Raw genomic sequence first — 25,792 nt, 5'->3', positions numbered from 1 at the left:
TTCCAATCAGATGTGAGTATGATCTTTAATTTTCATTAAGCCATAGGAAACATCAAAAATTGACATATTTCCTGGTGAGCACTTTCAAATAAAAAAATAATTGAAATACTGGATTGACCAGCAGAATACTGCGTGCTAATTTCGATGCCAATCTTATACAAGATCTCTAATACAGGATCGCTACGTGAACTACATCGCAAACACTAAGGCTCTCAAGAACCGCAAACAGAAGAAACCTGTCTGCGGCTTGGTGGTGCGTGTGTAGAACGTAAGATTCGAACACTCCTGAACCCGGTCGCGACACTCGCCACCGGGTTTTTTATTGCCTGCAATTCACACAAGAGGAAATACCATGATAGCCGGATGCCTGACGGCCCTGATTACCCCTTTCAGAAATGGACAGTTGGATGAGACTGCCTTGAGCAAACTGATTCGCCATCAGCTTGATGGCGGCATTCATGGACTGGTTGTCGTTGGCACCACGGGCGAGTCCCCTACGCTATCGGAGCGCGAGCATAAACGGGTAGTGGATCTGGTGGTGCAGGAAACTGCTGGCCAGGTACCGGTCGTGGCGGGTGCAGGATCCAACAACCCGGCTGAAGCGATCGCCTATGCTCGTCATGCACAGTCAGTGGGTGCAGATGCAGTGCTTGCGGTGGCCGGATACTACAATCGCCCGTCGCAGGAGGGGTTGTATCAGCACTTTCGCGCCCTGCATGACAGCACCGATATCCCGATCGTGATCTATAACATCCCACCTCGCTGCATAGTCGATGTACTGCCGGACACCATGGCAAGACTGGCAGAGCTGCCCAGAGTGATCGGGGTCAAGGACGCTACTGGCGAACTGGGAAGAATCAACCATGAGCGCAGCCGGATTCAGAAGCCCTTCAGCTATCTGTCCGGGGATGACATCACTGCCCTGGCATACAATGCCAGCGGTGGTCATGGCTGTATTTCGGTGGCATCCAACGTACTGCCAGCCGAATGTTCGCGTATCCAGGAGCTGTGTGCAGATAATGATTTTGCTGCGGCACTGGCCATCCATGAACAGCTGGTTCCGTTCTATACGGCGCTGTTTCGTGAACCGAATCCAGCGGGAATCAAGTATGCCGCATCGTTGATGGAGCTTTGTGAAGAGGAGTGTCGCCTGCCGATGGTGCCGCTGAGCGATGTCACACGTGAGGCCATCAGGCAGGCGTTGCAATCGCGCTGACAGGCACGGTTGAGAGGGGTAGGGGCGGAATGCACTGGTTATCCGTCCCCTTCCACCATCCACCTTCCACCTTCCACCTTAACGATCATCAAAGTCGTCAGGGCTGTGTCGCTCCGGTAACTGCTGATCTGGCTCACCCCAGGTGCGATTGACACGCACGCCGCGTTTAACTGCAGGGCGCTGCTCTATCTGTTTCGCCCATCGCATGAGGTGTTTATAGCTGTCAGCATCCAGAAATTCAGCTGCACCATATACCTGATTCAACACCAGACAGCCGTACCAGGGCCAGATCGCAATATCAGCCAAGGTATAGGTATCCCCTGCAATAAAAGCGTGCTCTGCCAACTGCCGATCCAACAGATCCAGCTGGCGCTTTACCTCCAGTGTAAAGCGATCAATCGGATACTCCATTTTGCTCGGTGCATATGCATAGAAATGCCCGAATCCACCACCCAGGTATGGTGCACTGCCCATCTGCCAGAATAGCCAGTTAAGGGTTTCTGTCCGGGCGGCATGTCCGTCTGGCACGAAGGTGGAAAATTTTTCGGCGAGATACAGAAGAATCGACCCGGATTCAAAAACCCTAGTCGGCTCTGCCATGCTGTAATCCATCAATGCCGGGATCTTGCTGTTTGGATTAACCGATACGAACCCACTGCCAAACTGATCACCCTCCAGAATTCTGATCGGCCAGGCATCATATTCTGCCCCCTTGATACCCCTCTCAAGCAACTCCTCCAGCATCACAGTCACCTTGACTCCATTCGGCGTTGCCAGAGAGTAAAGCTGCAGAGAGTGTTTGCCTCTGGGAAGTGCCTGCTCATGCATTGCGCCTGCGGTGGGTCGATTGATCTGACTGAACTCTCCACCATTGGGTTTATCCCAGGCCCAGACTCTGGGTGGGGTGTACTGTTTATCCTGGCTCATAATCTACTCTTACCTCTGGCAAATCACATGAGTTTTAGACCCATATGCAGCAGATTACAAGCTGCCTTTTCCAGCCCAAGCAGGTACCATATGCGGCTTGTCTTAGTCATGGTATGAACAGCTTCAGGGAGCAACAAGGTGCTGAGTTCATTTTCCTACTCGCTGCCGCAACGTCCGGGTGATCTCAAACGCCTCGGACAGGTAGTGGGCAGTGCAACAGGGTTATTGCTGGAACAGATAGCACGCGAGTTTCGCTCCGGGCCAATTCTGCTGGTCTGTAATGACAATGAAACCGCGCTCAGAGCCCATCAGGAGATAGGCTTTTACATAGGTGACTCACTGCCGGTGATGCTGTTTCCTGACTGGGAAACCCTGCCCTACGACACCTTTTCGCCGCATCAGGACATCATCTCGCAGCGCATCGAGTCTCTGTACAAGCTGCCAGGTCTTGAGCAGGGTATCGTCATCGTGCCTGCCACCACACTGATGCAGCGCGTGGCACCGGTACATTTCATTTCCGGTAATTGCCTGCATCTGGAACTGGGCCAGAAGCTGGTACCCGAAAAGCTGCGTACCCAACTGACCAGTGCCGGTTATCAGGCAGTGGATACGGTGTATGAGCATGGTGAATTTGCCATTCGCGGTGCGATCATCGACATCTTCCCGATGGGCAGCGACACCCCTTATCGCATAGATCTGTTTGATGATGAGATAGACACCCTTCGCACCTTCGATCCCGATACCCAGCGTTCGGTTGAACAGATAGAGCGCATCCGGCTATTGCCAGCCAAAGAGTTTCCCTTTACCGAGCAGGCACTGCGTGATTTCAAGCAGCGTTGGCGTGAGAAATTTGATGTCGATGTCAAACGCTGTTCGGTTTACCAGGATGTGTCAGCAGGTCTGACCCCAGCCGGGATCGAGTATTACCTGCCCCTGTTCTTTGATGAGACCGCCACACTGTTTGATTATCTGCCGGCATCCACTCTTCTGCTGGAGCAGTCTGGGCTTGATGCCTCGGCCAGACACTTCTGGGAGGAGATACAGGATCGCTTCAGTGAACGCGCACATGATGTCGAACGCCCTATCCTGCCACCCGATCAGCTCTATCTGCCGGTAGATCTACTGCAGGCTGCGCTCAAGCAATACCCCAGACTGCGCCTCAACACTGAGGCCGAAGAGGTCAAACCCGGGCGCGACAACCTGCCCTGCGTGGCGCCCCCGGATCTGACTGCAGAGCCAGGGGCGGTGGATGCGCTGGTGCATTTCCACCGTTTTGTTTCCGAGAGCAATACACCGGTGCTGCTGTGTGCCGAATCAGCAGGTCGTCGAGAGGCTCTGTTGGATCTGCTGCGCAAAAGCAACCTGAAAGCAGAGGAACATGATAACTGGGCCAGTTTCCTGCAAGCACCAGTTGGTTTAGCGATTACGGTTTACCCGCTGGAGGCCGGCCTGTCGATACCGGGCAAGTTCCATATCGTCACCGAGACTCAGTTATTCGGGCGTCAGGTGTTCCAGCGCCGTCGTCGACAGCGTGAGAAGGAGCAGTCGGATCAGGTTATTCGGCATCTGTCTGAGCTGTATATCGATGCACCGGTTGTCCACCTTGATCATGGTGTGGGCCGGTATCGGGGCCTGCAGACGATCTCCGTGGATGGCCAGAGCAGTGAGTTCCTGATGCTGGAGTACGCCAACCAGGCCAAACTCTATGTGCCTGTTTCGTCACTGCATCTGATCAGCCGCTATACCGGCGGCAGTGAGGATGCCGCGCCATTGCAGAAGCTCGGTACCGAGCAATGGCTCAAGGCACGTCGCAAAGCAGCTGAGCAGGTCAGAGATGCCGCCGCTGAGTTGCTGGATATCTATGCGCGCCGCGCCGCCCGCAAAGGCTTTGCGTTTGAGTGTCCTGAAGATGATTACCGCCGCTTTTCAGCCGCCTTCCCGTTTGAAGAAACACCGGATCAGGCCAGCTCGATTCAGGCGGTACTGGATGATATGCGCGCCCCGACGCCGATGGATCGGTTGGTCTGTGGTGATGTCGGCTTCGGCAAGACCGAAGTCGCCATGCGTGCGGCCTTTGTCGCAGTACAGTCGGGCAAGCAGGTTGCCATTCTGGTGCCCACCACCCTGCTGGCGCAGCAGCACTATGATAACTTCTGCGATCGCTTTGCCGACTGGCCGGTGAATGTCGAACTGATCTCGCGTTTTCGCAGCACCAAACAGCAGCAAGAGATCACCACTGCTGTGGAATCCGGGCAGGTGGATATCCTGATCGGCACGCACAAGCTGCTGCAGGGCAATATCAAGTTCAAGAACCTTGGGCTGCTGATCATTGATGAGGAGCACCGCTTTGGTGTGCAGCAGAAGGAGCGGATCAAATCGCTGCGCGCCGAGATCGATATCCTGACCATGACCGCCACACCGATTCCGCGCACGCTGAATATGGCGATGTCGGGCATGCGCGATCTGTCGATCATCGCCACACCACCGGCAAGACGCCTGTCGGTGAAGACCTTTATTCGCGAATCCACCGCACCGCTGCTGAAAGAGGCAATTCTGCGTGAGCTGCTGCGTGGTGGTCAGGTCTATTACCTGCACAATGAGGTCAAGAGCATTGAAAAGCTGGCACGAGAGGTATCAGAGTTGGTGCCGGAGGCCCGCGTCGCTATCGGGCACGGCCAGATGCGCGAGCGCGAGCTGGAACAGGTGATGGGCGATTTCTATCACAAGCGCTTTAATGTACTGGTCTGTACCACAATCATTGAGACCGGCATCGATATTCCCAACGCCAACACCATCATCATTGAACGGGCCGACAAGTTCGGGCTGGCGCAGCTTCACCAGTTACGCGGACGTGTCGGGCGCTCGCATCATCAGGCCTATGCCTATCTGTTGACGCCCCCTGCCCGCGCCATGACCGAAGATGCCCGCAAGCGCCTCGAAGCCCTCAGCCAGGCCAACACCCTGGGCGCTGGCTTTACACTGGCCACACATGATCTTGAGATTCGTGGTGCCGGTGAACTGCTGGGCGAGGAGCAAAGTGGCCAGATGCAGACAATCGGCTTCGGGCTTTACATGGAGATGCTGGAAGAAGCGATCAAATCCATCCGTGAAGGCAAAACACCGAATCTGGACAAGCCTCTGCAGCATGGCTGTGAGGTTAACCTGCACCTGCCAGCCCTGATTCCGGAAGAGTATCTGCCGGATGTACATAACCGCCTGATCCTGTACAAGCGTATCGCCAATGCACAGGACTCGAAGGCGCTGCATGAGCTGCAGGTGGAGATGATTGACCGTTTCGGCATGATGCCCGATGCCGTGAAAAACCTGATCGCCATTACCGAGCTGAAACTCAAGGCTCAGGCTCTGGGTATCATTAAACTGGATGCCGGAGCAAAATCAGGCAAGATCGAGTTCGATACGGAACCACTCGTGGAGCCGATGATATTGGTGAGGCTGGTGCAGCAACAGCCGGGGGCTTATAAGCTGGACGGAGCCAGCGCACTGAGGTTCAACCTGAAGATGGAACAGAACGAAGTACGTATCAGAATCGTTGATAAGCTGCTGGATCATCTGGCTGGGAAGAGTGGCTGATAGCCCTCTTTCAACTATGAGGTAAAGCTCTGCGGCTACCCAGTCTGCCGCAGAATCGCCAGATCATAAGCCAGATCCGAGGGCAGCGAACGGCTACAATTTGCTATGCCTTTTTACCTGCATTTGGTTCTTCAACACTATCAATATCAACAAGATTCCACGGCATATTCTTATGGCGGTAAATTCGTTTATTGAGTTTTGGATAATCACCTACATCATGGTCCAGGCGTTGGCCAACGACTATGCATTTTAATATTGAGCCACTGTTATTGCGAAGAGCATGAGCCTCACCGCCTGCTCGATACCCTATAAAATCTCCTGCCTTAACTGAATATTTCTCCTCTCCGATCTGGGCTTCGCCTGCACCCTCTAGAATATAAACGCACTCATCCTCATGGTAGTGCTTATGAAACTCCGTAGATTCATGGCCGGGCTGAATTTCAATGATATGAAACCCAAAGCCGGTTAAACCGGCGAGGTCACCGAGTGACTTATTAATCCGTTTTGCGTTTTCATTCAGAAAGTGCGTTTTAGATAATCCTTCAAATTGTTCAATCTCTTCTCTAGTGATCAGATATTTATCCATTGTTCTCTCCAAAGGCATAACACTGCCAGCATGCGCGGGGACGTAAGAATGGAGCTTCTCAACGCGCCAGAAACAGTCTCTGTGCAGTCGATTCAACTCATTAAACCTTCTGCCTTCGAGTGGGTAATAGTGTGCTATATTTTCTTACAGCCATACTAACCCTCGGTAGGGCTTAGACTCAATACTGTTTAGTTAACGATTTTGTGTCAAAATGTCCGCTATGTTTCCAAGAAAGGGGATGAGCATGGCGAGAACGAAAGCAGAGTTGTCGACGGGCGCCAGGTTGGCCGATTACCTGACAGTAGGCTTTCTGGCGATGAACTGTCCGGTAGAGAGGGTTCGGGAAGCTCTGTCGGCACACGGTGTTCACAGCCAGCGCCGGCGCGGCTTGCCGCACGAAGTGCTGGTGTACTTTGTGATGGCGATGGTGCTGTACGGCAACGTCGCTTACGAGGAAGTGCTTCGCCTGGTCATCGAGGGGTTGCGCCAGTTGCTCGGTGATGACTCACTGGCGAAGGCGACGGTCACTAAAGGCGCTATTTCCCAAGCGCGAGGAAAAGTCGGTGTCGCGCCGTTGCGCGATCTGTATTACGAGCAGGTCCAGCCCCATGGGCCAGCGGATATGCCGGGTGTGTGTTACCGGGGGCTGCGGGTCATGGCACTGGACGGTTCCACGCTCGACATGCCCGATGAGAAAGGCAATGCTGCCTACTTTGGTTACCCGGGAGCTTCCCGGGGCAGCAGCGCCTTTCCGAAGCTGCGCTTTGTCGCCATGGCCGAATGTGGCACCCACATGCTGTGTTACGCCAATCCCGGCCCTTACGGCAGTGACGAGCGCAGTTTGGCAGGAGCGGTTATCGATCAAGCGAACCCCTCCATGTTAGTGACGGCGGACAGAAATTTTTATAGCTACGCTTTCTGGCAACGCGGATGCGCCACCGGGGCCAAGCTGCTATTCCGCGTTAAGAGCAGCCTGCTTCTGCCGCGTGAACAGGAACTACCTGATGGTTCTTACCTGACGACCCTGTATCCGGGTGATAAAGCGCGACGGCGCAAGACGGAGGGCGTTCAGGTGCGGGTTATCGAATACGCCCTGGAAGGTATTCCCGATCCGGAACCGTTGTACCGATTGATTACTAACTGGCACGATAGCGAGGAGGCGCCAGCGCTGGCGCTGGCCGCCTTGTACCACCGCCGTTGGACCATCGAGCAGGCCTTTGACGAATTCAAAGTGCATCTCGCAGAGCGTGCGGTCATATTGCGCAGCAAGCGACCGGATTTGGTTGAGCAAGAGTTCTATGCGCTACTGATTGCGCATGCGGCGGTGCGGCGGTTGATGACGCAGGCCGCGACGACCACAGCCCAAGCCGCGGAGGATTTATCGTTTATCCACGCGGTGCGGGTGTTGAGGCGCCGCCTGCCGGCTTCCGGCTCCATTCCCCCCTAAGCAGCGCCAGGCATGGCTCAACAGCTTGCTGAAGGAGATATCTAGCGGGCGAGCAGTGACCAGCCGTGGCCGACGGAACCCGCGCGGAGTAAAGCGGAAGATGGGTAATTTCCCTATCCGCAAACGGGGAGATCCACTGCACCAGCCTTGTGATCCGGTGCCAGCGGTGATATTTAACTAAACAGTATTGGGCTTAGACTTCAGCGTCTCCAAACGGCTTTGTAGACTACCACTGTGGATTTCTAATTTATGGCCGTCAGGATCAAGAATATATAAAGAAAGTCCTTCGCTACTATTTTGCTTCCATTCAACTACATCTGCTCCGCGAAGCTTTTCAGCAACTGAATCGAAATTACCTTCGGAAACATCAAGCGCGATATGGCAGTAATCTTGGCTCGGGTGTACCTCGTCACAAGACAAACAGAACCAGACATCTCCCAAGCTCAGATATGCCCCATTGTCCCAGCGAATATGTGCCTTCATTTCCAAAAGATGTGTATAGAAAATCAGAGACCGCTCAAGGTCACTTACTGCAATAGTAATATGATTCAATCCCCTTAGCATTGCTCCTCCTCAGCATAGATACGCTTCATGTACCGATGACCGAACCGCATAGGCTATATCTAAGACGTCTGATACTTGGTAGATGATATTGAGATTAAAAACACAATAAAATATAGAACTCCAATTATTTTTTGACGTTGTTCACTAGCCTCTCCATCAGCTATCGCTTGCTAATAATGGCGGCATGCACCAGAAAATTAAAGCGGAGGTGAAGCCGGTGTCAATGGCCATCTATTTTGACCCACTTGGAGGCGCGGACGTTATCTTAGACTACAGCAGAAGTAGCCTACATTGAAGATAGCCATGCTGTATGCCTGCAAAGAAGTTGATTCGTAAGCTCGGTGCAGTTGATATACGGAAAATAGAGATGAAGCAGGGAAATAAGATTACGAGGGTATTGGCCTGGACCGTCATCTGAGGCATCGCTAATCCCGTGGGAACGGTGACGGCGAACCATATATGGGCTTGCCTACCACCAACCCGGACTCGTCTGTAAGCGCTGGCAGAGCTATGATCTCTTCAACGCGGTAGTGGTCGGCCGCATTGGCTTGTTAAGTTCAATTTCCATAGGCTGATAGATCAGACCTGCTGATTCTCCTGTTGCACCGCTACATTCGAAACCATACTTCTTATATGCAGGAACTGAGGACAAGGATGCTCTTACAGTAACAGTATCAACCTTCGCATAATCCAGGGCAGATAAAAGCAGTTTCTTCCCAACACCTTTCTTCTGGTGCTCAGGGGCAACAAAAAGCATTGCAATATGACGACCTTCTTTGAGTTCGACTACACCTTCAAGTTTTCCATCGCACTCTGCGACAAGCATCAGATTATCGCCCTTCGTTCGGTCAAAGAAGGCATTACTTGCAGCAATCTTCAAAAAGGTTGAGCTTCCCTCCTCAGATAAAGTACCTGCAAGAGAGTGCAAAAACGAAGCGATGCAAGTTGCGCTTACAGCGTCAAGATCCTTCTCTTCCATTTCCCTGACAATCACCGAAACCTCCACATAAATAAAATAAGCCTCAATAGGTATTGACCGCCTCTTCCCACAAGAGCAGCGAGCCGAGCCCTTATTCGTCGTTAGGCGCAAAATGGTGCCTCAAGCGACTGACGCATTAATACTCCTGGGACACATCGCGGAGGAAAACGGGCAAATCCGTGGCATCGGGAGTTACGCCGGATTGGTACATCATGTCGCCAACGAAACCTCGGTGATAGGTGCCGTGGTTAACCACATGCAAGATCATTTCTTGACACGTCATTGCCCCTCTTCCGCCTCCAATGAATTCGAAGTTCACTGTCCTCTCAAGGTCATCGGCAACTAGTGCATCGGCGAATCGCACATACCACGCATCAAGCTCCCTAACTGCTTCCCGCAGCTCTGCGAGGGGCGGGTGTGTCGGTGTATTCCGGGCGGTGTAGCCGTGAGGTCTGCCTTGAAGATGTGCCTGAAACACTGCGTCGATGACGTAGGCATGATTCAGGGTGTGGACCATGTTTCCAAATCGCGTCGCGCGTTGCTTCGTCACTTCTTCAGTCGGCAGAGCGGCGACCATGGTGAAAACCAAGTCGTTCGCCCAAGCCTTGTACCGGGTAAGCATTCGGATATGCTTCGTGCCTGGCATAGAAGAGTTCCTCTCAATGAAAATACTGCGAAGTACCGCGTACTTCAGGTATTGGTGCGTATCGCGGTGTGCTCTGACGCCTAATGTTGGCGATGAACCGTGCATGACGGCGACGGAACTTTGCAGCAACACAGTCGCTGCGCAGTCAATCGTCGGACTCCATCCCCCTTGTTATGCGGCCGCTGCAATTGCTTCAATCTCCAACAGCCATTCCTCTTCGAATATACCCGCTATGATAATGGTTAGCGCTGGCCGATGCTCTCCAAGAATTTCCTGCCGAATCCGACTGTTCATTTCCGCATACTCCCTGGATGACAGAAATATAGTTACCTTGGTCAGATTGGACACAGATAACTCCGCCGCTTTCAACTGTGCAACAACATTGGACCATACAAGCCGACATTGCGACTCAAAATCCTTTGGAACTTTTCCGTCCGGTGTTTCAGGTACCTGGCCGCTAACAAACAGAAGCTTTCCAGCCTGCTCCACCAGGATCGCCTGGCTATAGCTGCCAATAGCTCTCGGTGCTGAAACCGACTCTATGGTGGTGATTTTCATTTCAAAAACTCCTCGTTGCTGAATAACGCCAAGCTCAGGCACGGTCTTGCCGCAGCGAAGCGGAGGTAATACCGTCTGCCTGTAGCGACGTGTTATACGATTTTCGATATTCCTGGGTTATACGGTAAACACGAACATCCCATCCACTATACAGAGTTTCAAAAAAAGATCGAAAACCGATCTTCTCAAGCACCTGTATGGATGCCGTGTGACGCGGCGATACTATTCCTACAATTGACTTGATATTGCAGCTATCAAAACCATAATCGAGGACTTCGCTTGCGACTTCCGTCGCAAAGCCCAGTCCCCAGCGATTTTGCAACAGGCGGTACCCAATCTCGACTTCTTCCACACCATCGATGGCTGTTTGACTCAAACCACAGCACCCAATAAGTGCTCCAGATTTCTTTTCGATGACAGCCCACTGCCCAAAACCATGCTCTTGATAAGAGCTAATACACCATTCAATGAACTCCAGGGTTTCACGCTCACTCAGTGGCCCTTTGCTTGAAAACTTCATCACCAGCGGATCACTAAGAATCTCACTGAGGGTCGCAGCATCACTCACCGTGAACTCTCTGACCTGCACTCTAGCAGTTTCCGTAACCACCAACTTCTCCTTGCTGCATTTCATCTATAACGAGCCTGCCTGATTAGACATTTTGAAATCACCCAGTGTAAAGCTAACCTGGCGACCATCCAACTGGTTCTCTCGACGCAGGCACTGATGCTTCAGTACGCAATCTCGGCAGTACTGGCGCCCTGGAAGCTGATCCGCAAACCGCAGCGGGATCATCTTGGTTTGGTTGTAATCGTAGTGTTTATACCGCGCCATCCCTTGGCACCTGTGAGGTCAGATTCCGCCTTCGGCGTGACGGTTAGCCTAAGCACTAATTAGCCGCCTTCATTCGCTTACGGCCAGCCGCTTTGATGGACGATATATCGAGCGGCTTAGGTTCCCACTTGACTCACCCTCAGCCAGGGCCTGCCTCAGCGTGGCAAGACGTTCCTTGGCCTGCTGGTCTCTTCGGATGAGATCGCGGATATACTCACTATCATTGCCAAAGTGACCACTTTCAATCTGACCTTTCACCCAGCCGTCTTACTGTGCAGTCAGCGTGATGGTTTTCCGGTGCATACTCATAGCTGGCGCCCCTAACATAGCAGAAGTATGACATTATCATGCCATTTGCTTGAGTCGAATCAATGCCCCATTTATTGTCGCCCAACACCGCGCTCTGCCTTGCCTTGTTATGGGTGTTTTGGCACAATATACCAATATTTGGTACAGGAGGCTCCCCATGGCTAGAAATACCAGCATTACACTTGGCACCCACTTTGACGAGTTTATAGCCACTCAGGTTGAAAATGGCCGCTATGGCTCGGTGAGCGAGGTAGTACGTGCCGGACTGCGCCTGCTTGAAGAAACGGAAAGTAAGCTTGAACGGCTCCGACGCCTCCTGGATGAAGGCGAGCAGAGTGGAATAGCAGACTATTCCCTTGAAAGCATTATTACAGAACTGGACAACGAAGCTCACTGATGCGTTCATACCTGCTCACTGCCGCTGCCCGAAAAGACGTTATCAATATAGGCCGCTTCACCGCCGAAAAATGGGGAAAGCGCCAACGCGATAAATACCTCAAGCAGCTTGACGATGCTTTCAAGCTGCTTGCTCGCCAACCTGATATTGGCCGCGATGCGGATGACATAAAACCAAGGTACAAAACGTTCAATCAGGGCAGTCATATCATCTTTTACCGAGCCGGTACGGAATCCAGGATCGTTGTAATCCGAATTCTCCACAACAGTATGGATGTGGATCAGCACCTCTAACCCCCATAACGCCCCCTAATGTGCGCCGCTTGCGGTGTCACTATTCAGCGGCTTGTTAGAGCTGCTTCTCATAAAGCAACAACTGCTTGCCTTCAAGATCACGCTCACCGTACCGTCTATAACCGAGCTTCTCATAGATATGACGCCCCCGTGTATTATGCGCGAAAACGTCTAGCCATATTCGAGTTCGTCGGAGCTGACTACCGCAGTAATCTTCCATCGCCGGAATGGCACTTTGACCGACCCCGCGCCCCTTTGATCTGACTACGATTCGCCTAAATTCAACACTGCGGCCATCTGAGTCAATGGCCAATATGAAAAAGCCAGCCAATTCCTGATCAATCACTATTCGAAGATATACGATGTCGGGGTCGACAAATCGCTCCTGATGGACCTCTGGCGCATAGGGCACAATGAATTCACGTGAACCAATCTCTCGCTCCATACTAGCGAACCGCGGGATGTCCCCTTTCTCAGCTCTTTCCACCCGCACCGTCATGGGATTGCCTCCGGTTATAACGAGCCTGTCGGATTAGATATTTTGAAATCAAAATCCCCAGCATCAACAAGCCCGTCCTTCATTCTGGTGATTATTCCCCGCTCGAACCAATGATATTAACCACCCATTCAAACAGGCTGTATTCAGTACTTGATGCGCTCAACACACCTTTATCAGCGCCAATTGCCACTCAGTGGCGCTACTGTCCCTGTTGTCAACAACAGCGGTGCGATACCTCATCCATCCGAGAAATGAAGGCCATGAACAATACATTTTCACTGCAAGCCTGAGCGATTTTACGACTACTGGTGATCCCTTGCCACCTGTGAGGTAAGTTCTGTTGTCTGATTTTAGCCCTTGCCTGTCGCGTCAGCCAAGGGCTGTGGGACTAATCCGATAGTCTCAACGCGAAGTGCACCGGTGACTTTGCCTTAGCAACGCGGAGGCAAAGGCATCCGTGGACGCGCCTGGTTAGCTGCTACCAAGCATGTACGCCCGAAGCTGCCGCTCCTCTCGCATGACATAGAGGACGAGAACGCGCTCCCTGTGAGAACCCCTCAAGCAGCTCAAGCCGGCGCTACATAAACTCGTAATCCTGCACATCGACAAGGTATGCGGATGGCTGACCATGCTTCGTGATCAGTACCAGCTCCTTTGACACCTGCAGGTCTGCCAGGATTTTTGTGGCTTGGCGCTTAAGGTTTGTAACACGCTCAACTTTCATGGGCTCACCCTGAATCAGACTAATAGTGGCACTCTAGTATCACTGCTCGGGAGAGGCAATCCCAGAGGACGCTGTTTGCCGTTGCCCTTGGGAATGAAGACGCGCTTGGTCGTCGGCGCCCCGCCGGGGCTCACTGCGGGCCAGATGCTCAGTTAGCATTGACAACCTCTAACCCAGGTTCACAATAGGTCGCTTAAATATCGACTGAAGCGTTCATATAAGTGGCCTGATTTAGTGACACTAAGCACTAACTGAATAGTGGGTACATCCGGCACTCCGTTCTCTTCTGACAAGATATACAGCTCATCTGACAGGGCGCTTTTCGGAAGAAGTCCAACCCCTAACCCACTTAAGACTGCCTTTTTAATACTCTCAAACGAGCCACTAACATATGAAAAATAGTACGGCCTACCAACTTCCTTCAGCGCACTCACTGCGCTATTTCTAATGACGCAACCTTCCGGAAAGGTCACAAGCGGAACTTCTTGAAGTTCATCAAAATGGGTGGCACCGGAGCCGACCCAGTGCAAAGGGTCAACCCGTATGACACGTTCCGTATCTGTTACCACTGGTTGGCCAGCTATCCCTTTCAAAATAATCACATCAAGTAATTGTTCCTGTGCCATTCTGGCAAGCACAGCAGATGGCGCTGCAGTGACTTCAACACGCAAACCTGGATTTTCTTCAAAGCTTAAAGAAATAATTTTGTGGATATTATCAATCTCAAAATCATCCGGAACACCTAATGTTACTTTGCCTTCCATACTGGACTTCGTTAAAGAATTAATAGCTCTACTTGTGCGATGAAGAATATCTCGCGCTGCAGGAAGCAGCCGAAGACCTTCTTCAGTCAACCCGACAACATGACCTTGCCGCCTCTCGATAAGACGACAACCTATGTCTTCTTCCAAACGTCTCAGGCTCGCACTTAATGTTGACTGTGTGCGCCTGAGTTCTTCACCTGCCCGACCAAAACCATTGTACTTTGCCACAAACACGAATGCGCGTAATTGCTCAAGAGTAATCCCACGCCCCATCAGGCACTCATCTTGTAAGTTCACATTCATAACAGCCTCTTCACACTCACCATCATTGATAAAAACGATTATAGCAGAGTAAAAATTCATTTCACAAAAAGCCAAATAGCTAGGAGTATTGGTTCCCGGTCGTACTCGCTTTCAATTCCGTGCTTAGGCATTCGGGCCAACTCAGTTGGAAAGTGTGGTCGTCGAGCGACTCATCATTATTCTTCAAACTGCAAGAGGATTAGTAAAATGCTCATGATCGTTACCCCCATATTCATGGTCATTCTTCTAGGGTACGTCTTTGGTAAAGTTAAACCCGACAGCGGAAACTCAGATAAGCTAATCAATGATTACGTTTTATACGTTGCTCTGCCTGCTCTCCTCTTTCTTGCAATTGCCAGAGCCGACATCAATGAGCTGAAACAATGGGGATTCATCGGTTCTACTCTAGCTGGAATTGTATCTGCATACTTAATTGCCGGAGTCATTGCGAGAATTAAGGGCATTCGGCTACCGCAGTCATCCATTTTAAGTATGGGTGCCAGCTATGGAACGACTGGTTACATGGGTGTGCCTATTCTTATCTCGGTGTATGGTCAAGAAGCGGCTTTACCTGCAGCTATCGCCACTGTTTTACACAATATTCCCGCCATTATGGCGGTAATCATCAGCTGGGATCTTTCTGCACACAAAGGTAAAAACGAAAGTATTTCTACGCTTCGTAGTCTGGGAAAAGCGAGTAAAACAACCTTTACCAACCCACTTACCATTTCAGTTCTTGCAGGACTTACTTTCGTCCTGTCAGGGATAAAAACTCCTGTTTTCCTGGAAGCTTTTGCTAATTTCCTGGGTAATGCAGCGGGCCCAACAGCCTTGTTTGCATTGGGGCTCGGCTTATCCAGACTAAGCATCAAAGAGCACATTAGCGGTGAAACGATAAAAATGACTATCCCGATGATTTTCCTCAAAATTTTTATTCAGCCCATGATCACTTTTCTCATCGCAATTTATATATTCGGCATGGGTGAAGGAAATAAAATCTGGCTCGCAGCGGCTGTCGTGATGGCTGCTCAACCTATTGGAGCGGGAGTATACGTTTTTGCAAAAAAATACGGGTACAGAGAAGACACCATTTCACTGGCAATCATTGTCTCTTTAGCAGTTGCATTAGTTACTATTCCGGCTCTCTTAAGTATCATATGAGCATGTAAAGTAGACATGTATCGATCAATACGAAAAACCTGAAGGCGAACACCGGCAGATCCCGCTGCCGACATTCTGGCAGATACCGCCCAGGTTGGTCAGTCGGCAATGCTTTGGCTGAACCTGATCTCAACGCAGGGCGCTGGCATCGCCGCCGCCGGCAAAGGCCAGCACTTCGTCCAGACCGAACATCGAGTTATCGCCCGGCGTGCTCATCACCAGCGCCCCATGTGCCACCGCAATATCCAGACTGCGCTGCACCGAATCCCCCTGCAGCAGGCCGTAGATAAAGCCGGCGGCAAAGGCGTCGCCACCGCCGACCCGGTCGAAGATCGGCAGGCGGTCATACGCTGTTGCCTGATGGATCTCGCCCCCCGCCAGACACATGCCGCTCCAGCTGTTATGCGAGGCGTCATGCATAACGCGCTGGGTGGTCACCAGGATCTTCAGATTGGCGAAACGCGCCTGCATACGCTCAAGCGCTTCGGCAAACACACCGGATTCCAGCGCATCGACCGTTCGTGAGAGTTGGTCAACCCCAAACAGCACATCGACCTGGCCAATCAGCTTCTCGTTTACGGCCGCCGCAGCGGAGCGGCCGCCCCGCTCTCGCCAAAGTGAGTCGCGGTAGTTCAGGTCGTAGGATACGACGGCGCCCTGCTCCCTGGCTGCGGTCATCGCCGCGAGCACCAGTTCCGGGGCCTGCTCGCTCAGTCCGGCGATGACGCCGCCGACATGGAACCATCTTGGCCGCGCCTCCTTAAACAGGCTCGGCCAGTCGATATCCCCGGCACGCAGTTGGGCGATCGCCGTGTGGCCGCGATCCATCACCGCCTTCGCCGCGCGCTCGCCGAAGCCGCGCTCCATGAAGTAGAGACCGTTGCGCGCCTTAAGCCCCATGCCGTCGTGCGGCAGCCAACGGATCCAGCGGCCATCCACGCCCGAGCGCCGGATAAGGCCGGCGATCAACTGCCCGACCTCGTTGTCCACCAGCGAGGTGATGATGCCGGTACGTTGTCCGAAGCAGCTGCTGAGCCCCTGCACGACATTGTACTCACCGCCCCCTTCCCAGACCTGGAACCGGTCGGCGCGACGGATCCGCTGCTCGCCCGGATCCAGGCGCAGCATCACCTCGCCCAGCGCCAGGCAGTCATATCCGGCTTGCGTAGCCGGCGTAATAGTCAGTAGTGCCATCGCAGCCTCTGTCGATCTCTTATTTTTTGGGAGGGGCTAATCACCGGACCCGGATACCAGTTGATGACGGCCCAGGCAGGCGGTCAATCGCGGCAGCGCCAGTTGCGGCAGCAAGGCTCTCCCCTGTTGCCAGATCGGCAGTATCCGCCGCTCCAGCTTGACGGGATGATTCTGCGCGATGTCGTCCAGGCGATGGTGCAGGAAGGGGTTCTGAAAACGCTCCCTGACCGAGTCGACATAGGCATCGATCTCTTCACCCAGCTCCATCGCGCGCAGAATCGGGATAACCTCCTGCTGCAACATGCTTTCGAGCTCGGCGCGCAATGCTGGCGACTGCATCGCCTCGTGCACCGTCGTCACCGATCTATCCAGCCCCTCCTGCCACAACTCCACCAGATAGGTGTGGGACAGGTTCAACACCCCCAGCTTGAGCCACTCCAACGGCGCCAGATCGGGCACGCAACGGATCGCTTCATGCTCGCAGGGCAGCGCCAGTCCGGGCTGTTGCTCGATCGCCCACAGAGCATAGGGCTCGGCCACCGCGCCGAGCGGTTCGATCGCTTGCGACACGATGCGATCCACCAGCGAGTTGACCCATAGGCATTCACGGCCCAGCCACTGGATAAAGGTATCCGGCAACGCCCAGGCACGGGCCAGGTCCAGCACGATCTCCTTCAGTACCTGACCGTTATTGGCCACCAGTTCGCAGGGCATGATCGTAACGCCCGATCTGCCAGACTGATAGCGCGCCAACAACAGCACCAGCAGCTTGGCCGGAAAGCTCCTGGGCGGAGCGGCATCGGGGTGATCGTCGTCATGCAGTTGGTAACCGCTGTCGGCGGTATTGGACACGACATGGGTCACCCGCTGCCAGAACAACTGCACCACGCGCGGCCACTCCTCCTGCGCCACCATCGCACACTCGATGCAGCGAACCTGCTCCTCGCTGTCCACCACCTGGCCATCCATGAGGCCCTGAATCCGCACCGGATAACCGGCCAGACTATTATTCGTTGCCGCACCCCGGGTCATGGCGGCAACCCGGGCTTTACCAGCCTCGCTGGCGGAGGTTTGCACCACTGCAACCGGCGCTGAGCTCCGCCCCGCCGCCAGCGACTGGCCGATAAAATAGTCGACATGGGCCTGCAGAAAGCGGCTGGTGCCGAACTGCATGATCAGCGGCTGCTGCGGCTGAATCGCCATCAACCCACCTCCACGATCGCTTTTATCACACCGCTTCCCGGCCGGGTCCACTGCGGAAATATCTCCGGCAGGTCGGTCAATGCACAGCGATGGGTAACCATCGCCAATGCGACCGCCGAGCCGTCCCGCAAGCAGCTCACCACCTGTTCGAAATCCTCCCGGGTGGCGTTGCGACTGCCCAGCAGCGAGAGTTCCCGCTTGTGGAACTCCGGATCGGAAAAGGTGATATCGGCGCTGACCACGCTGACCAGCACGTAGGTGCCGCCATGGGCAACCCAACCAAAGCCTGCCATCATCGCTTCAGGATTGCCCGTGGCATCGAATACGGTATTGGGGTAGTCCCCCGCCGTCAGTGCCTCCAGTTCAGCCTTCACATCGGAACCAGCCTGGATGACGGCATCCGCACCAAGGCTCTGCTGACAGAAGCGCAGCCGCTCTTCGTTGTTGTCCACCATCAGCACGCGCGCACCACGTACCTTGGCAAACTGCAGGATCCCCATGCCGATCGGGCCCGCACCCACCACTAGCACGGTAGAGCCGGGCTGCACATCGGCACGGCGTACCGCATGCGCGCCGATCGCCAGGCACTCCACCAGTGCCAGTTGATCGAGATCCAGCCCATCGGCGCTGATGACGTGATCCTGCGGAACCGGCAGGTATTCGCACATGCCACCATCCTGGTGCACACCGATCACGCGGATATGGGTACAGCAGTTGGTTTTACCCTGGCGGCAGGCCACGCACTCGCCACACTCGAGATAGGGCATCACGTAGACGGTTGCGCCGGGCTCGACCGTCGATACCTCGCTGCCCACCGCGTCGACCACGCCCGCCAACTCGTGTCCCAGCACACGGGGATACTGGAAATAGGGCTGGCGGCCGGAAAAGGCATGGATATCGGTGCCGCAGACGCCGACACGCTTGACCCTGACCAACACCTCCGCGGCGCCCGGCACCGGTTTCGGCGCCGACCGTAACGCCATCTCGCCCGGCTGCAGACAAATCACTGTTTTCATCATGTTGCTTATCCCTGTTTCCCTTCACTTCAGGTTCGGTGACGAGTGTGGAACACCCGGTCGTCGCTCCTGCATGGGTGAACGTCGACTGACGCGATACGGACGGAAAACGCATGACGCAATGCATCACCGCCCACAAATGTTTGTAATTATAAAAAACCGTACATCAGAGCCAAGCAGGCTGTCAAGCAACTTGAACGGTCAGGAATGACGCAAAGCGTGTCGCACAGAAGCGGTAGTATCGGCCCGGCGTGGCAGCCGCCGGATGGGATAGTGCGATTGCCCTGGGGTTACCCGCCAGGGTTGGATGTCCATGAGCCCGCGCTCCAGACGCGAAGCTCAGGCGTGGGCGTGTGTCTTGAGGGAGGAGAGCAGCGTTTTTTTCGAGGTGTTCAGATGGTCACGGGCAGCCGCCAGAGCCGCCTTCTCGTCGCGGGTGCGTATCGCCCTGATCATCCGCAGATGTTCCTGAATCGCCGCCTCGTTACGCTCGCGTTCATCCTTTTTATCCCACTGGTAGTGGTAGTGGAACACCAGCGAGATCACCCTCTTGAACTGATCGATAAACCGGTTGCGCGTAACGCTGCCGAGTATGGTATGAAACCGCTCATCCAGCACCGAGAAGTCGTGATAGTGCCTATCGATCTGCTCGGCGAGTCGGAGATGATCCCGCTCCAGTTGATCCAGCTTGTGCCAGATCGGGTGCTCTTCAGGCAGGGCCACCAGTTGCGAGATCGCATTGAGCTCGACCATGGTTCTCAGTTCGAACAGCTCCACCGCATACTCTCGGGTGAACCCCAGCAGTTGCCAGCCGCCTTTCGGCCGACGCTGTACCAGGCCGAACCGGCTCAGCGAGGCCAGGAACTCGTGCAGCGCATGGGCGGACACTTCGAACCGGCGCGAAAGATCCGATACGTTCAGCGGCGTCCGGGGCGGTACGTCGAACCGAAGCACCCAGTCCAGAAACCGCTGCTCCAGTTCTTCATTGCTGATCGCTTCCGTCTGTACCTCGATGTAATCGGTGTCGGTCGGTGCGCGCAACAGCCTCTTTTCCCGTCCGTTCCACTGGATAATGCCGGTTTCATCCAGCCGCGAAAGCGCCGATCGTATCACCGTGCGACTGACTTCCAGCTGTTTCGAAAGAGCGGATTCAGCCGGTAGCGATGCGCCCGATCGCAGCGAAGCGCAGGTATCCAGTAGTGTGTTGTAAGCCTCTCGAAAGCGCTCGTCGGTGCGTGCCATTCAGGGATCTCGTTCCAGCCATTGCGTTCAGGGATGATGCAGGCGATCAGTTTACTATAAAAAAAAACCGTTGACATTGTCGGAGCGATACGATCAGATTGGATTGTTCTCAATAATAAAAAACATTCTGGAGAGATGTAATGGTCGAGCTGCTCGCCAAGGCGAAGGCGCAAGGTAAACTGGTCAAGCTTTCGCCCGAAGCCTTTCACAAGGCGTCCGCACTCCTGACACTCATAATACTCATCATCGTTTTTTCCTTCGGTAGCAGCGCTTTCCTGTCGGTTAACAACGGCTTGACTATACTGCTGCAGACCTCAGTCATCGGTCTGCTGGGCATCGGTATGACGCTGGTCATCATCACCGGCGGGATCGATCTTAGCGTCGGCTCAATCCTGGCTCTGGCTGGCACGGCAACCGGGATGATGGTCAAGGCCGGTATGCCGGTGATTCCCGCCATGCTGCTGGGCGTCGGCGTCGGCGCACTGTGCGGACTGATCAATGGTCTGATCATCACCAGGATGCGCATCACCCCTTTTGTCGCGACGCTGGGCATGATGCTGATGGCGCGTGGCCTGGCGCTCGAACTCACCGGTGCCGCGCCGATCTCCCGTCTCGGAGAGGCGTTCGGCATTCTGGGCAATGGCGCGCTGTTCCGTATCGTGGAGAAAGGCTCGAACGGATTTCCCCACGTGGTGTTCCCCGGTATCCCCTACCCCGCCATCCTGTTGGCCGTGGTGGCACTGGCCGTGGCCTACCTGTTGCGCCGCCGACAGGTAGGCCGCCATATCTATGCCACCGGCTCCAATGAGGAAGCCGCTCGACTGGCTGGCGTCGAGGTCGATCGCACCAAGCTCATCGCCTATACCCTGTCCGGCGCACTGGCAGGGCTGGCGGGCATCGTGCTGATGTCACGGCTGGTGACGGCGCAGCCGAACGAGGGCGTGATGTATGAGCTCGATGCCATCGCCGCGGCCGTGATCGGCGGCGCTTCGCTGATGGGGGGTGTGGGCAATATTCCGGGCACGATGATCGGTGCCTTCATCATTGGAGTCCTACGCAACGGCCTGAACATGGCCGGTGTATCGGCCTTCATCCAACAGATCATCATCGGCATTGTGGTCATCCTGGCCGTTTATATCGACCAGATCCGCAACCGACGTTGAATCGCGTCTTCACCAAAAAGAGGAAAATAAGAAATGAAGATATCCAAGAAGGCTCTACTGGCTGCGACAGCGCTGAGTCTGGCTCCGTTGACCGCCTTCGCCGGCGAGATTGCGGTGATCGTCAAAACCACTAACTCCAACTATTGGCAGAACGTGAACAAAGGCGCGGCGGCGGCCATCGACGGCCAGTCCGAGCATACGTTCAGCTTTAACGGGCCGGCCTCCGAAAGCGCCATCGCCGATCAGGTCAACCTGGTGGAAAACGCCATCAACCGAGGCGTGGCGGGTATCGTGCTGGCGCCATCCGACCCGGAAGCGTTGATTCCGGTGGTCAAGCGCGCCTACGAAAACAGCATCCCTGTAGTAATCATCGATTCCGGCCTGGCAGACGGAGCGAAGGACACGTTCCAGGCCTTCCTGTCCACCGACAACTGTGCAGCAGGCAAGCTGGTTGCCGAGAATATGGTTAAGGCCGTGGGTACCCAGGGCAAGGTTGCGGTGATGTCCTACGTCGCCGGCGTGGGCTCGGAGATCGGCCGCGTCGGCTGCTTCGTCGACTATCTGAAGGCCAACTCGAAGCTTGAGATTGTCGGACCTTTCTACTCCCAGTCGCAGATGGCGACCGCGCTGAACCAAACCACCGATATCCTGGCGGCCAATGGCGACCTGGTCGGCATCTTCGGCGCCAACGAGCCGACGGCCGTGGGTATGGGCCGCGCGCTGGTGCAAGCTGGCAAGGCCGGTTCCATTACCGCCTTTGGCTTCGACGGCAACGGCGATCTGCAGGATTTCGTGCGTGACGGCACACTGGCCGGCACCGCCGTTCAGGGGTCGTTCCAGATGGGCGAACTCGGTGTGAAGACCGTCATCGACATCCTGCAGGCCGAGTCGGTGGATGACTTCATCGATACCGGCGTGGTCCTGGTCACCAAGGAGAATATCGACCAGCCGGTGGCGAAGAACGTTCTCTACTAACCATCATGTTACCATCATCGCAGCCGGCGTACTCTGGTATCCCGGCTGCGCACATCTTTCAACCCGGAGTCAGCTGATGAATAAACCAGGACGGACCGAGACGCCTCTTGTGGAGATGGTGAATATCGAGAAACATTTTGGCGGTGTCCGCGCCGTCAATGGTGTATCCGTCGATCTATACCCTGGAGAAGTGGTGGGCGTACTGGGTCACAACGGGGCGGGAAAATCCTGTCTGATGCGTATTCTCTCGGGCGCCATGATCGCGAACGAAGGGACAATCCGCGTGCGCGGAGAGGCCGTGGAGATCCACTCGCCACACGATGCGCGCAACGTCGGCATTGAGACGATCTATCAGACCCTGGCGCTCGCCGATCATCTGGATGCGCCATCCAACCTGTTTCTCGGCCGCGAACTGAAAACGCGTTTCGGCAATCTCGACGACAAGCACATGCTGGAAGAAGCACGCGACGTGCTCAAGCAGTTGAACCCCCATTTCAAGAACCTGCTGGATCCGGTGTCCAGCCTGTCCGGCGGACAGCGTCAGGTGATCGCGATCGCACGCGCCATCTATTTCGATGTCAAGATCCTGATCATGGACGAGCCGACCGCGGCACTGGGTCCGTCAGAAACGGCGATGGTGGCGGAGCTGATCAAACAGCTCAAGACCCAGGGCATCGGGATCTTCCTGGTCAGCCACGACATGCACGACGTGTTCGAGCTCTGCGATCGGGTGATGGTGATGAACAAGGGCCGCAATGTCGGTACCCACGATATCGACGACGTGTCGAAGGACGATGTCCTGAGCCTGATCATCAAGGGCGAACTGCCGCACGGCTGGGTACCGCGTAACTGCGCGGCGATGTAATACATTCCATGTGAAACAGCCAAGTCAGGATCTGCACCGGCACAGATCCTGACTTCCGTAGACTGACCTTTAGGCAAGCAGCGTCAGGCGCCGGGAAACGCCCCGATACACCCCTTGTCCACCAGTGCTTGCCAGAACTCCGACGGAATGGGCAGGGCATACCAGTCGATATTCTGGCGAATACGTACCCCCTTGGTCATCCCGATCACCACCGATTTGACGCAGTCGTACCGCAACGGGTACTGGATCGCCGCAGCGGCCAGCGGAATATCATACTGCCCACAGACCGCCTCCAGCACCTTGACCCGTTCGATCACCTCGGCGGGCACATCACCGTAGAAGTAGTGACCCGCGCCCACCGATCCCTTCGCCAACACGCCGGAGTTGAACGGCGCCGCCACAATCAGCGATACCCGCTCATGCCGACAGCGCTCGGTAAAGGTGTCGGTGATACTGTTTTCCAACAGGGTGAAGCAGTTGGCGACCATGAAACAGTCGAAATCGCCATGGTTCATCGCCTCGTCGCACACCTGCCACTCGTTGACCCCCAGCCCGATCGCCTTGACCAGGCCCTGCTCGCGCAGTTCGGCCATCGCCCGGTAGCCGCTATCCATCGCGGTGCGGAACTGTAACTCGTGCTGATCACCGTGAGTCAGCCGACCGATATCGTGCATCAGCAGGATATCGATCCTGCCGACGCCCAGGCGCTGCAAGGAGTCCTCGAACGAGCGCATCACGCCATCGTAGGAGTAGTCGTAGCGCCGCGCGAACGGGGCCGCCTGCACGAAGCCCTCGCCGTCGACCGGTACATTGCTTGGTAGCGGTTCCAGCACCCGCCCCACTTTGGTGGAGAGCAGTTGCGCCTCCCGCGGCAGCTCCTGCAACGCCAGCCCGAGGCGTCGTTCGGACAAGCCTGCGCCGTAGTGCGGTGCGGTATCGAAATAACGTACCCCCTGACGCCAGGCGTCGGCCACCACATCCAGCGCCATCGCGCTTTCCATCGGACGATACAGGTTGCCGATACCGGCCGCGCCGAAGCCCAGTTCGCAGATCGGCGTACCGCTAATGTCGATTGTTCTTGTTCTCATACTGGATCCCCTGGATTCGACTAAACCTGAACTCGAACAAGCCCGGATTGGTATAAACCAGCCCGCATGTGCGGTTTTAGCGTGAACGCACCTTCTGTTCCTGCACGCCCAACCTATCGATCCCCAGCCGCATCACCTCACCGCCTTCAAGATATTTGGGCGGTTTCAGCCCCAGTCCCACGCCCGGCGGCGTACCGGTGGAGATGATGTCACCCGGTTGCAGACTCATGAAGCGACTGCAGTAAGCGACCAGGTGGGGCACCTTGTACACCATGGTGGCGGTGCTGCCGTTCTGGTAGCGTCGCCCATCCACCTCCAGCCAGATGCCCAGGTCGTTGAAGTCGCCGACCTCGTCGGGGGTAACCAGCCAGGGACCGGTGGGACCGAAGGTGTCGCATCCCTTGCCCTTGTCCCAGGTGCCGGAACGCTCGAGCTGATACTCACGCTCGGAGACATCGTTGATGACGCAGAATCCGGCGACGTGGTTCATCGCATCAGCCACGTCGATATAGGCTCCGCCGGTGCCAATCACCACACCCAGCTCCACCTCCCAGTCGGTTTTTTCGGAGCCGGGCGGGATCAGCACATCATCGTTCGGTCCGACAATGGCCGAGGTCCATTTGCCGAAGATCACCGGCTCCGGCGGTACCGGCATGCCCGACTCCTCGGCATGGTCGGCATAGTTCAGGCCGATGCAGATAAACTTGCCCACGCCGGCAACGCAGGGCCCCAGGCGAAGATCCTGCTGCGGCGTGCCGTCGACGACGGGAAGCCCGGCGATATCCAGCCCTTTCAACCGTTCGATACCCTCGCGGGTCAGTACATCGCCGGCGATATCCGGCACCACGGCGGAGAGATCCCTGACCTGTCCGCTGTCATCGAGCAGCCCGGGTTTTTCCTGCCCTGGGGGGCCATAACGCAGAAGTTTCATCGTGTGTTTCCTGTCGCTGAAGTGAAAAAGGGAAGGACAGCAGAGGCTGCGCCCTCCCAAGGGGGTGGATCAATTGTAAAGCACGGCGGCGATCTTCGGATCGTCGATATTGCTCTTGTCGTAGTAGTAGAAACCGGTGTCGATCACCTTCGGCAGCGTCTCGCCCTTGGCCGCCATTACCGCAGCTTTCACCGTCTCGTAACCGATACCTACCGGGTTCTGGGTGATAGCGCCGGGAAAACGCTTTTCGATACCCTTCATATCTACGAGTAGTGTCACCTGACAACACCTCTTAATTCTTATATTGGTAGTCAGA

General features: G+C 55.1%; 28 protein-coding genes and 1 pseudogene. 10 read left to right on the top strand and 19 right to left on the bottom strand.

Annotated features, from left to right (window positions below; genetic code table 11):
- The first annotated feature begins 352 nt into the window (after positions 1-352).
- Entirely contained in the window at positions 353-1,216 is an 864-nt protein-coding gene (gene dapA / locus ACK3CJ_RS08880) for a 4-hydroxy-tetrahydrodipicolinate synthase (RefSeq protein ID WP_409526058.1), read from the top strand.
- A 78-nt stretch (positions 1,217-1,294) separates the two neighbouring features.
- Here dapA and yghU read toward each other — a convergent pair whose 3' ends face one another.
- A complete protein-coding gene (gene yghU / locus ACK3CJ_RS08875) occupies positions 1,295-2,143 on the bottom strand; it encodes a glutathione-dependent disulfide-bond oxidoreductase (RefSeq protein WP_409526057.1) in 849 nt (282 codons plus the stop codon).
- Positions 2,144-2,284: 141 nt separating this feature from the next.
- Here yghU and mfd point away from each other — a divergent pair, with 141 nt between their 5' ends.
- Positions 2,285-5,734 (top strand): transcription-repair coupling factor, encoded by a 3,450-nt coding sequence (gene mfd, locus ACK3CJ_RS08870; RefSeq protein ID WP_409526570.1) that lies wholly within the window; start codon positions 2,285-2,287, stop codon positions 5,732-5,734.
- A 103-nt stretch (positions 5,735-5,837) separates the two neighbouring features.
- Here the strand turns inward: mfd and ACK3CJ_RS08865 are convergent, their stop codons facing one another.
- Positions 5,838-6,320, bottom strand: a complete 483-nt coding sequence (locus ACK3CJ_RS08865) for a cupin domain-containing protein (protein WP_409526056.1) — start codon at positions 6,318-6,320, stop codon at positions 5,838-5,840.
- Between the two features lie 244 nt (positions 6,321-6,564).
- Here ACK3CJ_RS08865 and ACK3CJ_RS08860 point away from each other — a divergent pair, with 244 nt between their 5' ends.
- Positions 6,565-7,767 carry an IS4 family transposase gene (locus ACK3CJ_RS08860; RefSeq protein ID WP_409525712.1) on the top strand — a complete coding sequence of 401 codons (1,203 nt, stop codon included), beginning with the start codon at positions 6,565-6,567 and terminating at the stop codon, positions 7,765-7,767.
- Between the two features lie 177 nt (positions 7,768-7,944).
- On the opposite strand, the gene fos is transcribed toward ACK3CJ_RS08860, so the two are convergent.
- Positions 7,945-8,331: a fosfomycin resistance glutathione transferase gene (fos, locus tag ACK3CJ_RS08855; RefSeq protein WP_409526055.1), complete on the bottom strand. Its 387-nt coding sequence runs from the start codon at positions 8,329-8,331 to the stop codon at positions 7,945-7,947.
- 310 nt (positions 8,332-8,641) lie between these two features.
- On the opposite strand from fos, the gene ACK3CJ_RS08850 reads away from it, so the two are divergent.
- Positions 8,642-8,749: an RlmF-related methyltransferase gene (locus ACK3CJ_RS08850; protein WP_409526054.1), complete on the top strand. Its 108-nt coding sequence runs from the start codon at positions 8,642-8,644 to the stop codon at positions 8,747-8,749.
- A 90-nt stretch (positions 8,750-8,839) separates the two neighbouring features.
- Here the strand turns inward: ACK3CJ_RS08850 and ACK3CJ_RS08845 are convergent, their stop codons facing one another.
- The 6 genes from ACK3CJ_RS08845 to ACK3CJ_RS08820 all read right to left on the bottom strand — a co-directional run bounded on the left by ACK3CJ_RS08845 (position 8,840) and on the right by ACK3CJ_RS08820 (position 11,607).
- A complete protein-coding gene (locus ACK3CJ_RS08845) occupies positions 8,840-9,325 on the bottom strand; it encodes a GNAT family N-acetyltransferase (protein WP_409526053.1) in 486 nt (161 codons plus the stop codon).
- A gap of 121 nt (positions 9,326-9,446) precedes the next feature.
- On the bottom strand, positions 9,447-9,956 hold the full coding sequence (locus tag ACK3CJ_RS08840) for a DinB family protein (protein ID WP_409526052.1): 510 nt from the start codon (positions 9,954-9,956) through the stop codon (positions 9,447-9,449).
- Positions 9,957-10,127: 171 nt separating this feature from the next.
- Complete coding sequence (locus tag ACK3CJ_RS08835; RefSeq protein WP_409526051.1) at positions 10,128-10,514, bottom strand: RidA family protein; 387 nt, start codon at positions 10,512-10,514, stop codon at positions 10,128-10,130.
- Positions 10,515-10,548: 34 nt separating this feature from the next.
- The gene (locus ACK3CJ_RS08830; RefSeq protein ID WP_409526050.1) at positions 10,549-11,124 is read right to left on the bottom strand and encodes a GNAT family N-acetyltransferase; all 576 of its coding nucleotides are present in this window, start codon (positions 11,122-11,124) and stop codon (positions 10,549-10,551) included.
- A 24-nt stretch (positions 11,125-11,148) separates the two neighbouring features.
- On the bottom strand, positions 11,149-11,349 hold the full coding sequence (locus tag ACK3CJ_RS08825) for a hypothetical protein (protein WP_409526049.1): 201 nt from the start codon (positions 11,347-11,349) through the stop codon (positions 11,149-11,151).
- A gap of 69 nt (positions 11,350-11,418) precedes the next feature.
- On the bottom strand, positions 11,419-11,607 hold the full coding sequence (locus ACK3CJ_RS08820) for a type II toxin-antitoxin system ParD family antitoxin (RefSeq protein WP_409526048.1): 189 nt from the start codon (positions 11,605-11,607) through the stop codon (positions 11,419-11,421).
- Positions 11,608-11,815: 208 nt separating this feature from the next.
- Between ACK3CJ_RS08820 and ACK3CJ_RS08815 the strand changes: the two genes are divergently transcribed.
- Positions 11,816-12,055 carry a type II toxin-antitoxin system ParD family antitoxin gene (locus ACK3CJ_RS08815; protein WP_409526047.1) on the top strand — a complete coding sequence of 80 codons (240 nt, stop codon included), beginning with the start codon at positions 11,816-11,818 and terminating at the stop codon, positions 12,053-12,055.
- Positions 12,055-12,348, top strand: a complete 294-nt coding sequence (locus ACK3CJ_RS08810; protein WP_409526046.1) for a type II toxin-antitoxin system RelE/ParE family toxin — start codon at positions 12,055-12,057, stop codon at positions 12,346-12,348. The genes ACK3CJ_RS08815 and ACK3CJ_RS08810 overlap by 1 nt, the downstream gene beginning before the upstream one ends.
- A gap of 55 nt (positions 12,349-12,403) precedes the next feature.
- Here the strand turns inward: ACK3CJ_RS08810 and ACK3CJ_RS08805 are convergent, their stop codons facing one another.
- From ACK3CJ_RS08805 to ACK3CJ_RS08795, 3 genes and pseudogenes are all read right to left on the bottom strand, one after another.
- A complete protein-coding gene (locus ACK3CJ_RS08805) occupies positions 12,404-12,793 on the bottom strand; it encodes a GNAT family N-acetyltransferase (protein WP_409526045.1) in 390 nt (129 codons plus the stop codon).
- 634 nt (positions 12,794-13,427) lie between these two features.
- Positions 13,428-13,571, bottom strand: a pseudogene (locus ACK3CJ_RS08800) (type II toxin-antitoxin system Phd/YefM family antitoxin); the annotation flags it as partial.
- Between the two features lie 179 nt (positions 13,572-13,750).
- Positions 13,751-14,698 (bottom strand): LysR substrate-binding domain-containing protein, encoded by a 948-nt coding sequence (locus ACK3CJ_RS08795; RefSeq protein WP_409526044.1) that lies wholly within the window; start codon positions 14,696-14,698, stop codon positions 13,751-13,753.
- Between the two features lie 147 nt (positions 14,699-14,845).
- Here ACK3CJ_RS08795 and ACK3CJ_RS08790 point away from each other — a divergent pair, with 147 nt between their 5' ends.
- Positions 14,846-15,799 carry an AEC family transporter gene (locus ACK3CJ_RS08790; RefSeq protein ID WP_409526043.1) on the top strand — a complete coding sequence of 318 codons (954 nt, stop codon included), beginning with the start codon at positions 14,846-14,848 and terminating at the stop codon, positions 15,797-15,799.
- Between the two features lie 129 nt (positions 15,800-15,928).
- Here the strand turns inward: ACK3CJ_RS08790 and ACK3CJ_RS08785 are convergent, their stop codons facing one another.
- The 4 genes from ACK3CJ_RS08785 to ACK3CJ_RS08770 form a co-directional block, all read right to left on the bottom strand.
- Entirely contained in the window at positions 15,929-16,993 is a 1,065-nt protein-coding gene (locus ACK3CJ_RS08785) for a PfkB family carbohydrate kinase (RefSeq protein ID WP_409526042.1), read from the bottom strand.
- A 36-nt stretch (positions 16,994-17,029) separates the two neighbouring features.
- Positions 17,030-18,247 (bottom strand): mannitol dehydrogenase, encoded by a 1,218-nt coding sequence (locus ACK3CJ_RS08780; RefSeq protein ID WP_409526041.1) that lies wholly within the window; start codon positions 18,245-18,247, stop codon positions 17,030-17,032.
- Entirely contained in the window at positions 18,196-19,215 is a 1,020-nt protein-coding gene (locus ACK3CJ_RS08775) for a zinc-binding alcohol dehydrogenase family protein (protein WP_409526040.1), read from the bottom strand. Before ACK3CJ_RS08775 ends, ACK3CJ_RS08780 begins: the two co-directional genes overlap by 52 nt.
- Before the next feature lie 336 nt (positions 19,216-19,551).
- Positions 19,552-20,454, bottom strand: a complete 903-nt coding sequence (locus tag ACK3CJ_RS08770; protein WP_409526039.1) for a GntR family transcriptional regulator — start codon at positions 20,452-20,454, stop codon at positions 19,552-19,554.
- Between the two features lie 140 nt (positions 20,455-20,594).
- Between ACK3CJ_RS08770 and ACK3CJ_RS08765 the strand changes: the two genes are divergently transcribed.
- From ACK3CJ_RS08765 to ACK3CJ_RS08755, 3 genes are all read left to right on the top strand, one after another.
- Positions 20,595-21,617, top strand: coding sequence for an ABC transporter permease (locus ACK3CJ_RS08765; protein ID WP_409526038.1), 1,023 nt, complete (start codon positions 20,595-20,597; stop codon positions 21,615-21,617).
- Positions 21,618-21,650: 33 nt separating this feature from the next.
- Positions 21,651-22,592, top strand: a complete 942-nt coding sequence (locus tag ACK3CJ_RS08760) for an ABC transporter substrate-binding protein (RefSeq protein ID WP_409526037.1) — start codon at positions 21,651-21,653, stop codon at positions 22,590-22,592.
- Between the two features lie 76 nt (positions 22,593-22,668).
- Positions 22,669-23,457 carry an ATP-binding cassette domain-containing protein gene (locus tag ACK3CJ_RS08755; protein ID WP_409526036.1) on the top strand — a complete coding sequence of 263 codons (789 nt, stop codon included), beginning with the start codon at positions 22,669-22,671 and terminating at the stop codon, positions 23,455-23,457.
- A gap of 83 nt (positions 23,458-23,540) precedes the next feature.
- Here the strand turns inward: ACK3CJ_RS08755 and ACK3CJ_RS08750 are convergent, their stop codons facing one another.
- The 3 genes from ACK3CJ_RS08750 to ACK3CJ_RS08740 form a co-directional block, all read right to left on the bottom strand.
- Positions 23,541-24,545, bottom strand: coding sequence for an aldo/keto reductase (locus ACK3CJ_RS08750; RefSeq protein WP_409526035.1), 1,005 nt, complete (start codon positions 24,543-24,545; stop codon positions 23,541-23,543).
- Positions 24,546-24,621: 76 nt separating this feature from the next.
- Positions 24,622-25,476 (bottom strand): fumarylacetoacetate hydrolase family protein, encoded by an 855-nt coding sequence (locus ACK3CJ_RS08745; protein WP_409526034.1) that lies wholly within the window; start codon positions 25,474-25,476, stop codon positions 24,622-24,624.
- 69 nt (positions 25,477-25,545) lie between these two features.
- Complete coding sequence (locus ACK3CJ_RS08740) at positions 25,546-25,755, bottom strand: hypothetical protein (RefSeq protein ID WP_409526033.1); 210 nt, start codon at positions 25,753-25,755, stop codon at positions 25,546-25,548.
- Positions 25,756-25,792 lie beyond the last annotated feature (37 nt).

Source organism: Nitrincola salilacus, from assembly GCF_046271865.1.
GTDB lineage: Bacteria > Pseudomonadota > Gammaproteobacteria > Pseudomonadales > Balneatricaceae > Nitrincola > Nitrincola salilacus.
Note: the sequence above shows the minus strand (reverse complement) of the source record. Positions and strands in the feature narration are given on the sequence as shown.